A 10120-nucleotide genomic window follows, 5' to 3' on the forward strand; every position below is an offset into this window, starting at 1 on the left:
CGTACCTCCAAATGGCTGCGCTGGTTAGCATGACTAAGACCCACAAAGCAGGCTAGCCGTTCGCCGTTATAATCGCCTGCCGGATTGGAGTGCCCATGAATTCCCTGCCTATAGATGCCCTGTTACCCGCACTGCGTCAGGCCCTGGCCAGCCGCCACGAAGCCGTGCTGGAAGCGCCGCCCGGTGCCGGCAAGACCACCCGCGTGCCCTTGGCCTTGCTCGACCAGCCCTGGTTGGCCGGGCAGCGCATCATCATGCTCGAACCACGCCGGTTGGCCGCCCGCGCCGCGGCCGAGCACCTGGCCAGCGAGCTGGGCGAAAAGGTCGGGGAAACCGTCGGCTACCGCATCCGTTTGGACAGCAAGGTCGGCCCCAACACCCGCATCGAGGTGGTCACCGAGGGCATTCTCACGCGGCGCTTGCAGGACGACCCGGCGCTCGAGGGGGTCGGCCTGGTGATCTTCGACGAGTTCCACGAACGCAGCCTGGATGCCGACCTGGCCCTGGCGCTGTGCCTGAATGGCCGCGCGCTATTTCGTCAAGGAGCGGGGCGCGGTGCGGACAGCGGCGAGCCGACGCTGAAAGTGCTGCTGATGTCGGCGACCCTGGAAGGCGAGAAGCTGGCGGCGTTGCTCGGCGACGCGCCGGTGCTGCGCAGCGAGGGCCGCATGTTTGCGGTGGACATGCGCTGGGGCGCGCCGTGGCAGAGCGGTGAGTGGCTCGAGCCCAAGGTGGTGCAGACGGTCTTGCAGGCCCTGGCCGATGAGCCGGGCAGCCTGCTGGTGTTTCTGCCGGGGCAGGCGGAGATTCGCCGGGTCAACGAGCAGCTGGCCGAGGCCCTGGACGGCCGTCGCGACATTTTGCTGTGCCCGCTGCATGGCGAGTTGGACCTGAATGCCCAGCGCGCGGCCATCGAACCGGCGCCGGCGGGCACGCGCAAGGTGGTGCTGGCGACCAATATCGCCGAGACCAGCCTGACCATCGACGGCGTGCGCGTGGTGGTGGACGCCGGCCTGGCGCGGGTGCCGCGCTTCGACCCAGGCAGTGGCATGACCCGTCTGGATACCCAGCGCATTTCTCGCGCCAGCGCCACTCAGCGTGCCGGGCGTGCCGGGCGGCTCGAACCCGGGGCCTGTTACCGGCTGTGGTCGCAGGGGCAGCATGAGCAACTGGCGGCCTATGCCACGGCGGAAATTCTCCAGGCCGACCTGGCGGGGCTGGCCTTGCAGCTGGCGCGCTGGGGCGTGGCGCCGGATGAGCTGGCCTGGCTCGATCCGCCGCCGGCCGCGGCCTATGCCCAGGCCGTGGATCTGCTGACGCGCCTCGGCGCGCTGGATGCGCGCGGCGTACTGACCGCCCACGGCCAGGCCATGGCCGAATTGCCGGCCCATCCACGGATCGCCCATCTGCTGCTGCGCGGACAGGCCCTGGGCCTGTCCGCCCTGGCCTGCGACCTGGCCGCACTGCTTGGCGAGCGCGACATCCTGCGCGGCGCCGGCGCCGATCTGCACAGCCGCCTGACCTTGCTCAGCGGCGCCAGCAAGGCCGCGCGCGGCGCTCAGGGCGGGGTGCAGCGGGCGCGCCAGTTGGCCCGGCAGTTTCAGGGGCTGCTCGGGCGCCGCGCACCGAGCACGGCGGTGGCCGACCCCGAGCATCCGCGCTGGCTCGGCGCCTTGCTGGCGTTCGCCTACCCGGATCGGGTGGCCCTGCAGCGCCGCGCCGGCGGCGCCGAATACCGTCTGGCCAACGGCCGCGCGGCGATGTTCGGCGAAGTCGACGGGCTGATGAAGCACGAGTGGCTGGTGGTCGCCGATCTGGGCAGCCGTCAGGGCCAGCGCGAGGAGCGCATCTACCTGGCCGCCGAGCTGGAGCCGCAGTTGTTCGAGTCGGTGCTGAGTGAGCAGGTCAGCGAACTGCAGCTGCTCGACTGGGACGAGCGCGAAGGCGTGCTGCGTGCCGAGCGCCAGCGCAAGGTCGGTGAGCTGGTGTTGAGCCGCGAGCCACTGGCCAGGCTGGATGAGGCGCAGCGCAGCCGCGCCTTGCTCGGCCTGGTCCGGCGCAAGGGCCTGGAGCTGCTGCCCTGGACTCCAGAGCGGCGCCAGTGGCAGGCGCGGGTGCTGCTGCTGCGGCACCTGGAACTGACCGAGAAAGGCCAGAGTGAATGGCCGGATGTCAGCGATACGGCCTTGCTGGCCAGTCTGGAGGCGTGGCTGCAACCCTATCTGGCGCCGGTCACCCGCCTCAGTCACTTCGCCAACCTGGACCTGTCCAGCCTGCTGCAGAACCTGCTGCCCTGGCCGCTGCCGCAGCGCCTGGACGAACTGGCGCCGCGCACCCTCGCAGTGCCGTCCGGTTCGCGCATCGGCCTGGACTACAGCGAGCAGCCGCCGGTGCTGGCAGTGCGTTTGCAGGAGCTGTTCGGCCTGGCCGAGACGCCGCGCATCGCCGGCGGCCGGCAAGTGGTCAAGCTGCACCTGTTGTCACCGGCGCGGCGCCCGGTGCAGGTGACCCAGGATTTGGGCAACTTCTGGCGCAGTACCTACGCCGAGGTGAAGAAGGACCTGAAGGGCCGCTACCCCAAGCACTACTGGCCGGACGACCCGCTGATCGCCGAGCCCACGGCGCGGGCCAAACCGCGTAAATAGATGGCACTCCAGGCCGTTCGGGTTGCTTCAGGGTTGGCGCGGCGACGGATTCGCGTGGCTCAGTTCAAGCAGCGCCCGATTGATCTTCTCCAGGCGGTGCCTGGATACCTGTTTGCTGCACCAGAGATGGCGCAGGTTGCCCGCGGGACTGTTGCTGAATCTGATGAGCTTGAAGTCGCCCGGTTCGAATTTGGAGCGGTTGATCAGTTCGCTGGCCTCTTCCTCGGCGATAAAGAAATAATCCACCCGGTCGAGGGCGAGCATGCGCAGCATAGTGCTGTTTTCCGCTGTGGTTATGATCCGCCGCGGATTGAATCTCTGGATAAGACCGTCGATGAGCTCACCGTAGGAATAGCCGTCCTTGATCAGTAGGCGCAGTTGCTGGTCTTGCAGAACCTGTTCCAGGCTGCGGCCGCTGTCGAGCCTGCTATTGCCGAACCGAGCCAGGCCGATGGTCGGTCTGTCCCGGTACAGGGGCAGGGAAAAGTTGCCGATCAGTTCGCGCTGCGGGTTCTTGAACCAGCCGACCATGCAGTCGACGCCGGTGTTCTTCTCGAGAATCTGGATCTGGCGGTTGGACGGCGTTTTTTCCCATTTGAAGGCAATCCCGGCGCGGCGCAAGGCTTGTGTCACCGGCGTTGCCGTGAGGCCCACTATGTCGCCGTTGTCCAGGGTTTGCAGGTAGGGCGCTCTTTCGTTGTAGTGCAGGGTGATGGGCTCTTCGGCCTGGGCCGCAAGCGCGGCAGAGAGGATGAGTGTCGAGAGCCAATGGACCGCCCTATCTAACATGCCAAGCGCCTGAGCCATGCTGCGGTCCCTCGCCGTAGGTCGAATGTTGCCGCCTGTTTGTCTCGCGTCGCCGCCGCCGCGGTGCTCAGGGCAGGCGCAAATCCTCGCCGGCCGCAGCAAGTTCCTGATAGGCGCGATCCAGGGCATCGCGCAGGGCTTCGGCGCCAGGCGTGTGGCGCGAGACTATCAGTTTCAACGGCACCCGCTGCAGGACCACGAAGGGCAGCTCGGCCATGCCCAAACGCCGACGTGCCTGCTCCACCGGGGCCTGGTAGTCGAGCAGGTAGTCGCCGCGACGGCGCTGGAGCATCTCCAGCGCGGCAGTATGGCTGCCGGTGCGGTGCTGCTGGATCGCCAGGGCGGGGTCGTTGAGCAGTGCGTTGGTTGGTTGCCAGTAAGTGTAGCCGCTGATCAGGATCAGCCCGCGCCCCTGCAGGTCCTCGGGAATGCGCGGGAGCAGGGTGTCGCGCCGGAAGTACAGGTTGAGGACGATCTCGCCGACTTGGGTGCGGGTTTCCAGGGTATGCGCGGCCAGTTCCGGCTTGCCGGGTGCGCCGGGCCAGATCTGCACGCTGCCATCTCGCAGGCCGCTGTACAGCCGGGCCCCCGGGTAGGAGCGGAACTGGGTCCGGTAGCCGGCGTGCTCCAGCAGGCGTTTGCTCAACTGCAGGATCGCGCCCTGTGGCCGGCCTTGGCGGTCGCTGTAGGAATAGGGGGGGAATTCATAAAAGCCGACCTGGATCAGCGGGAGTGATCCGTTGGCGACGGGTTGAGCATGGCTTGTCGCGCAGCAAAGAGCGGCAACCAGCGCTAGGCAGAGACGTATGGGCATCGATCAGGGCCGCGGCTCTTGGCCGTCTTGTCGTTATAAAAGTGGCACCAGGCAGAGCATGGCGAAGCGCCACGGGCTTTGTCCAGCGCCGCCTGTGCCGGCGTCTCCCAAAACTCAATCGAGCGTCGGCAGCAATAGCCGGGCGAGCAGCGGCAAATGATCGGAAATGCTCAAGCTGTCGTGCCGGCGGACCTGGGCGTCCAGGCGGGTCAGTTGCGGGCTGTGAAACAGGTAGTCGAGGGTGCGGTCGGCCCCCTGCACGCTGGGGTCGTTGGGGAAGTGGGTGTACCAGGCGGCCTGCTGCGCGCCACCGGCTTCGGCCAGGCTGGGGATCATCGGGTAGTGCTCGGCCAGCACTTGCAGCTCGCTGTCGGCGGCATACCAGCTGCGCTGGGCCGCTGGCAGGCGCCGATACTGGCCGGGCGGCAGCAGATTGAAGTCGCCGCCGAGGAGCCAGGGCGTGCCTGCGGCCTGCAGCTGGTCGAGCAGCTTGGCGGTCATCGCCACCTGCTGGTGCATGGTGTCATCGCCCTGGGCGAAGGCGTCCAGGTGGGTGTTGATCGCCGCCAGTTGAGCGCCGCCGCGCACGGGCAGGTAGCTGACCAGCAGCGCGCGCTGCAGGTTGAACAGGCGGCTGAGTGGGTCGGCCGGCATCCGTGGCAGTTGCAGGCGTTTGGCGCGCGCGATGCGGTAGCGGCTGAGGGTGCCAAGTTTCATGCCGACGCTGCCGAGAATCTTCGGGTGCGGGACGAATGCGGCTTTCCAGTAGAAGGCCTGGCTGTTGCAGGGGTAGAGGTCGCTCAGGCGCGCTTGCAGCAGCGCCAGCTGATCCTGGTAGTCGCTGGCCTTGGCGCCGTCGTGCAGCTCTTGCAGCAGCACCAGGTCGGGCTGCTCGTCGCGGATGAGTCGTGCCACGGCATCGAGGGTCTTGGTCAGGTCGGCGCTGCTCGGGCGTCGGTCGGGGCCGCTGCCGTCGGCCAGGTCGTACCAGAACACATAGCCTTTGCCGGCCAGGTACTGCACGTTCCAGGTCATCACCTTCAAGGCCTGGCCCGGTTGCAGTATCGGTGCCTTGGCCGCGCAGCTGACCGGGGCGGCCTCGCGCTCGGCGGGTCGCCAGGCCAGGCTGTAGGCCAGCGCGAGCAGGCAGCAGAGGGCGAACAACAGGCCAAACACGGCGATATACAACGGGCGAGGCAAGGTCATTGAGGGCGGGGCCACTAAGGCTTGGCTATGCTGGAGGGACGTGAGCATACCCGAGAAGCGCCCTGGCGACTGCCTTGCCTGGCTGGCGTGGGCATTGCGCTCGCGAGTGAGGATGTCGACATGACTGAGCCGTTGATTGCCCAGCGCGGGCCTTATCCGGTCGCGGTGCAGGCGGGGGAGGACTACTTCTGGTGCCGCTGTGGGCGCAGCGCCAGTCAGCCATTCTGCGACGGCAGCCATAAGGGCACGGGTATCACCCCGCTGAAATATCATGCCGAACAAACCGACACCCTGTACTTTTGTGGCTGCAAGCACAGCCATACGCCGCCCTGTTGCGACGGCAGCCATAACAAGCTGTAGTAGGGGCAAAGCCAGATAACCGGGGGGAAGCATGTACCGCAAGGTGTTCGCCAACAAAGTGTTCGACCGTAAGGTGGTGTTGATCAGCGGTGGTTGTGCCGGCATCGGCCGCGCCCTGGCCGTGCGCCTGGCTCAGGCCGGCGCGCGCCTGGTGATTCTCGACTTGCAGCAGGCGGCGCTGGACAGCCTGGTGCAGCACCTGGCCGATCATCACAACGCCGAGGCCCTGGGCCTGTGCTGCGATGTCGCGGACGCCGAGGCGGTGCAGCGCGCCATCGCCCTGGCGATCGAACGCTTCGGCGGTATCGATGTGCTGGTCAACAACGCCGGCATCACCCACCGCAGCAGCTTCGTCGATACCGAACTGGCGGTGTTTCGGCGGGTCATGGCGGTCAACTACTTCGGCGCCTTGCACTGTACCCAGGCGGCGCTGCCCAGCCTGATCGAGCGCAGCGGGCAGATCATCGTGCTCAGTTCGCTGTCCGGCTTCGCCCCGTTGCTCTACCGCAGCGCCTACAACGCCAGCAAACACGCCCTGCATGGCCTGTTCGAGACCTTGCGTTACGAGCTGAAAGGCTCCGGGGTCAATGTGATGCTGGTCTGCCCCGGCTTTACTGCGACTGATTTGCGCAAGAACGCCCTGGTCGGCGACGGTTCGGTGGCGGCACAACCGCCGTTGGCGATGGGCAAGGTCGCCTCGCCACAGGACGTCGCCGATGCCATCTACCTGGCGGCGCTGAAGCGCCGTCGCTTGCTGGTGCTGTCGAATGTCGGGTGGCGGGCGCGACTGCTGGCGCGCTTCTTTCCGCGGCTGTTCGAGCGCGTGCTGTTGCCGCGCTTGTCGGGCATGAAACCGCAGGGCGCCGGCCACGGTTGAGGCCGGCAGGCGGTCACTCGGTCACGCTATTGCCCAGCTCGGCGTCGCGCGGCTCGTCATACAGTTCGTAGGCCAGGGCGGTATCCCAACACATCGCTTCGATCTTGTGGCCGTCCAGGTCACGCAGAAAGCAGCCGTAGTAGGCCTCGCCGTATTCGCTGCGCGGCCCAGGTGCGCCTGCGTCGCTCGCGCCCGCGGCCAATGCAGCCTGGTAGAAGGCGTCCACCGCGGCCTTATCCGCCGCGAAAAAGCCGCAGTGACTGCCGTTGCCGACGCTCGCCGGCTGCCCATCGATCGGGGTTTGTACCCAGAACTCCGGGTATTCGCGGCCATAGGCCACTGCGCCGGGGTGGGCGAGAATGCGGTGGCAGCCGAGGTGCGGCAGGACTCGATCGTAAAAGGCGACGGCCCGCTCGAACTGGTTGGTGCCGAGGGATACGTGCGACAGGATGCTGGGGTTGATGTCGGCCATAGGGCAATCCTCCATGGAAATGGACCCTAACAGCCTAGCCGGTTTTCACTCCACGGCAGGTTGGCTGCCGCGCAGCATGAACAGGCGAAACAGCACCACGGTGACGAACAACTGCAGGAAGCCGTTGCCCGTGTCGAGCACCAGTTGCAGGAGCACGTCAGGCCGCGCGCCTGCGGCCGGCTGGGCCCACCAGTCGAGCAGCCACAGCGGCACCATCACCGCCAGCACGCAGAACAGAATCGGCCAGAAGTAACCGCTGGTCAGCTCGAAGCTCTCATGCAGGGCTTTCACGGGCGTCATGCCGCGCAGCACCAGCAGGTACTCGGCGAAGGCCAGCTTGATCATCATCCACAACCCCGGCAGGACGAACAGCGAGGCGCCGAGCATGATCGCCACTGTGCTGATCCCGGCCAGCAGGGCGAAGCGCGGCCACAGGTTCAGGCTGGCGGCGAGCAGGTCGCGCAGGCGCGGCGATTGGCCGTTGCTGCGCGCATCGAGAAACAGAATCAGCGCACCGGTGTACAGCGGGTAGAACAGCAAACCGACCAGAATGCCGTAGGCCGCTGCCGCCTCGATTCCGAACAGCACGATGACCTGTTGTTGCGTCAGGGCTTCGAGTACCAGCAAGGGCAGGCACAGACGGGCAATCGACAGCAGGTTGCCGCTGAAGAAAAACCAGGCGTCGCGTAGGACGTGGAGCGGATTCATGGGCACGGGTCGCGGTCAGGTGAGCAGGCCGCCACTCTAGCCGATAGGCGCGGCGGCTCCAAATAACAACTGGCTTAGGGCGCTCGCCGGGTAGCTGAACGGTCAGCCCGTCGGGCCAGTCAACAGCTCCTGCGCTTCCAGGACCTGAGCGTACTCGTCGCGCAAATTGGCCATGGCCATGTCATGCACCTCATCGGCGCTACGCGGTCGACCGGCATAGTCGGGTTTGGCGAAGGTGTAGCAGGCATCGGCCACCACCTGAGTGGTAAAGCCCAGGTTGCTGGCACTGCGCGCGGTGGCTTCCACCGAATTCTCGCTGGCCACCCCGACTATCACCACCCGGCGTAGGCCACGGGCATGCAGCCAGCGCTCCAGGCCCGTATGGGTGAAGGCATCGGTGACGTGCTTGTCGAACACCTGCTCACGCTCCAGCGGCGCCAATGCGGCCTGGAACAAGACGCCGCTCTGCCCTGGGGCGAACACCGATGCCGGGTCCAGTGAGAGGTGGCGGATATGCACCAGCGGCCAGGCATGCGCACGCCATTGCGCCTGCAGGGCGGCGATATGGGCTTCCGCGTCGGGGTTGTTGCGGGGGCGGTCCAGGCGTTGAATGCCCTGCTGCATATCGATGATCAGCAGCGCCGCTGGCGCTGAACGGGTGAGCTGTTCCGGCGGCATTTCGACTGTCCTGTGTCCGAGGCTGGCATACTGGGCGCCGACTTTAACCTTTGCGCCTGTAGTCCGTCAGCCGCTTGCCGAGGATTTCCGGTGAAGAAAATCGCCGTATTCGCCGATGTACAGAATCTCTATTACACAGTGCGCCAGGCCTATGGCTGCCACTTCGACTATGCCGCGCTGTGGGCCGAGATCAGCCGGGGCGGGCAGATAGTCGAGGCCTACGCCTATGCCATCGATCGCGGTGACGCCAAGCAGCAGCAGTTCCAGCAGATCCTGCGCAACCTCGGTTTCACCGTGAAGCTCAAACCCTATATTCAGCGCAGCGATGGCTCGGCCAAGGGCGACTGGGACGTCGGTATCACCATCGACATCATGGACGCCGCGCCACGGGTCGACCAGGTGGTGCTGGCCTCGGGCGACGGCGACTTCGACCTGCTGCTGGACAAGATCAAGGGCAGCTACGGCGTCGAGGCGGTGGCCTACGGCGTACCGGGGCTGACCGCGCAATCGCTGGTCCGCGCGGCCAGCCGCTATGTGCCGATCGAAGGCGCTTTGTTACTCAAACACTGAGCCACTCAAACACCAATTACTCCAGCACTGGTTGCCCAAGTATCAGCGGCTCAAGCATGAAGAGGTGAGTGTGGGACCCATAGCGGTTATCGACTTCGAAACCACCGGTATTTCGCCGGCCCAGGCCCGTGCCACCGAGATCGGCGTGGTCATCGTCGAAGGCGGGCAGATCGTCGCGCGCTATCAGAGCCTGATGAACAGCGGCGCCTGGGTGCCGCCCTTTATCGAGCAGCTCACCGGCATCAGCAATGCCATGTTGCGCGAGGCGCCACCGGCGGCGCAGGTGATGCACGAGGTGGCGGATTTCGTCGCCGATACGCCGTTGCTGGCGCATAACGCCTCGTTCGATCAGAAGTTCTGGGATGCCGAGCTGGGCCTGATCCGGCGCAAGCGTCTGCAGCCATTCGCCTGTTCGCTGTTGCTGGCCCGCCGCCTGCTGCCCCAGGCACCGAACCACAAGCTCGGCACCTTGAATCGCTGGGCACAGCTGCCGGACACCGGCCAGGCTCACCGGGCGCTGGCCGATGCGGAAATGGCGGCCAACCTGACCTGCTTCATGGCGGCGCTGCTGCGGGAGCGACACGGCATCGCCGAGGTGTCCCACGATCTATTGTGTAACTTGCAGAAGGTGCCCGCGGCCAAGATGGCGCACACGCTACAGCGGATGCGCGGAGTTTAGCGCCGTAGCGTATTGGCAGGCTTGCCGCTTAAGTGGTAACCCGACAGCAACACGTCGATCGCCTGAACTACCTAAGCTATGGTCGGGGTTGCCTATTGGGCATGGCCTGAAAAAGCCAGCCTGCGGAGAATCCAGACCAGTGATCCTGCGGATGGCAGAGTTGGATTTCGGGAAGGCGGGGCTTTTCGGCGTTTCCTTGGGTAAATATAAGGCTATGTCCCAATAGCGTGTTGCATGGTGCGTCCAACCGCCTCCTGGATACAGTGAGCCGGCCGAATATGCTGCTGATAGCGCTCAAGCATGC

The 10120-nt window shown here is 66.0% G+C and carries 11 protein-coding genes; 5 read left to right on the plus strand and 6 right to left on the minus strand.

Annotated features, from left to right (window positions below; genetic code table 11):
- The first annotated feature begins 95 nt into the window (after positions 1-95).
- Positions 96-2645, plus strand: a complete 2550-nt coding sequence (hrpB, locus tag FBY03_RS11025) for an ATP-dependent helicase HrpB (RefSeq protein ID WP_147172352.1) — start codon at positions 96-98, stop codon at positions 2643-2645.
- Positions 2646-2672: 27 nt separating this feature from the next.
- Here the strand turns inward: hrpB and FBY03_RS11030 are convergent, their stop codons facing one another.
- The 3 genes from FBY03_RS11030 to FBY03_RS11040 form a co-directional block, all read right to left on the minus strand.
- Entirely contained in the window at positions 2673-3581 is a 909-nt protein-coding gene (locus FBY03_RS11030) for an ABC transporter substrate-binding protein (protein ID WP_147172354.1), read from the minus strand.
- Positions 3520-4266, minus strand: a complete 747-nt coding sequence (locus tag FBY03_RS11035) for an ABC transporter substrate-binding protein (RefSeq protein WP_147172356.1) — start codon at positions 4264-4266, stop codon at positions 3520-3522. Before FBY03_RS11035 ends, FBY03_RS11030 begins: the two co-directional genes overlap by 62 nt.
- Before the next feature lie 114 nt (positions 4267-4380).
- Positions 4381-5472, minus strand: a complete 1092-nt coding sequence (locus FBY03_RS11040; protein ID WP_147172358.1) for an endonuclease/exonuclease/phosphatase family protein — start codon at positions 5470-5472, stop codon at positions 4381-4383.
- Positions 5473-5592: 120 nt separating this feature from the next.
- On the opposite strand from FBY03_RS11040, the gene FBY03_RS11045 reads away from it, so the two are divergent.
- Positions 5593-5832, plus strand: coding sequence for a CDGSH iron-sulfur domain-containing protein (locus FBY03_RS11045; protein ID WP_147172359.1), 240 nt, complete (start codon positions 5593-5595; stop codon positions 5830-5832).
- Positions 5833-5863: 31 nt separating this feature from the next.
- Positions 5864-6709: an SDR family oxidoreductase gene (locus FBY03_RS11050; protein ID WP_147172361.1), complete on the plus strand. Its 846-nt coding sequence runs from the start codon at positions 5864-5866 to the stop codon at positions 6707-6709.
- A gap of 13 nt (positions 6710-6722) precedes the next feature.
- Here the strand turns inward: FBY03_RS11050 and FBY03_RS11055 are convergent, their stop codons facing one another.
- The 3 genes from FBY03_RS11055 to FBY03_RS11065 all read right to left on the minus strand — a co-directional run bounded on the left by FBY03_RS11055 (position 6723) and on the right by FBY03_RS11065 (position 8567).
- Positions 6723-7181, minus strand: a complete 459-nt coding sequence (locus FBY03_RS11055) for a VOC family protein (RefSeq protein WP_147172363.1) — start codon at positions 7179-7181, stop codon at positions 6723-6725.
- A gap of 45 nt (positions 7182-7226) precedes the next feature.
- Entirely contained in the window at positions 7227-7889 is a 663-nt protein-coding gene (locus FBY03_RS11060) for a YciC family protein (RefSeq protein ID WP_147172365.1), read from the minus strand.
- 102 nt (positions 7890-7991) lie between these two features.
- Complete coding sequence (locus FBY03_RS11065) at positions 7992-8567, minus strand: cysteine hydrolase family protein (protein ID WP_147172366.1); 576 nt, start codon at positions 8565-8567, stop codon at positions 7992-7994.
- A gap of 90 nt (positions 8568-8657) precedes the next feature.
- On the opposite strand from FBY03_RS11065, the gene FBY03_RS11070 reads away from it, so the two are divergent.
- Positions 8658-9137: an NYN domain-containing protein gene (locus FBY03_RS11070; protein WP_147172368.1), complete on the plus strand. Its 480-nt coding sequence runs from the start codon at positions 8658-8660 to the stop codon at positions 9135-9137.
- A 70-nt stretch (positions 9138-9207) separates the two neighbouring features.
- A complete protein-coding gene (locus tag FBY03_RS11075) occupies positions 9208-9816 on the plus strand; it encodes a PolC-type DNA polymerase III (protein ID WP_147172370.1) in 609 nt (202 codons plus the stop codon).
- Positions 9817-10120 lie beyond the last annotated feature (304 nt).

Source organism: Pseudomonas sp. SJZ079, assembly GCF_007993865.1.
Lineage (GTDB): Bacteria > Pseudomonadota > Gammaproteobacteria > Pseudomonadales > Pseudomonadaceae > Aquipseudomonas.

Bases quoted from the DNA above. Each gene is read 5' to 3' on its own strand.
- FBY03_RS11065 (WP_147172366.1), bottom strand. From the start codon at position 8,567: ATGCCGCCGGAACAGCTCACCCGTTCAGCGCCAGCGGCGCTGCTGATC.
- FBY03_RS11060 (WP_147172365.1), bottom strand. From the start codon at position 7,889: ATGAATCCGCTCCACGTCCTACGCGACGCCTGGTTTTTCTTCAGCGGC.
- FBY03_RS11050 (WP_147172361.1), top strand. From the start codon at position 5,864: ATGTACCGCAAGGTGTTCGCCAACAAAGTGTTCGACCGTAAGGTGGTG.
- FBY03_RS11030 (WP_147172354.1), bottom strand. From the start codon at position 3,581: ATGCCCTGGATCGCGCCTATCAGGAACTTGCTGCGGCCGGCGAGGATT.
- FBY03_RS11035 (WP_147172356.1), bottom strand. From the start codon at position 4,266: ATGCCCATACGTCTCTGCCTAGCGCTGGTTGCCGCTCTTTGCTGCGCG.
- FBY03_RS11045 (WP_147172359.1), top strand. From the start codon at position 5,593: ATGACTGAGCCGTTGATTGCCCAGCGCGGGCCTTATCCGGTCGCGGTG.
- FBY03_RS11040 (WP_147172358.1), bottom strand. From the start codon at position 5,472: ATGACCTTGCCTCGCCCGTTGTATATCGCCGTGTTTGGCCTGTTGTTC.
- FBY03_RS11055 (WP_147172363.1), bottom strand. From the start codon at position 7,181: ATGGCCGACATCAACCCCAGCATCCTGTCGCACGTATCCCTCGGCACC.
- hrpB (WP_147172352.1), top strand. From the start codon at position 96: ATGAATTCCCTGCCTATAGATGCCCTGTTACCCGCACTGCGTCAGGCC.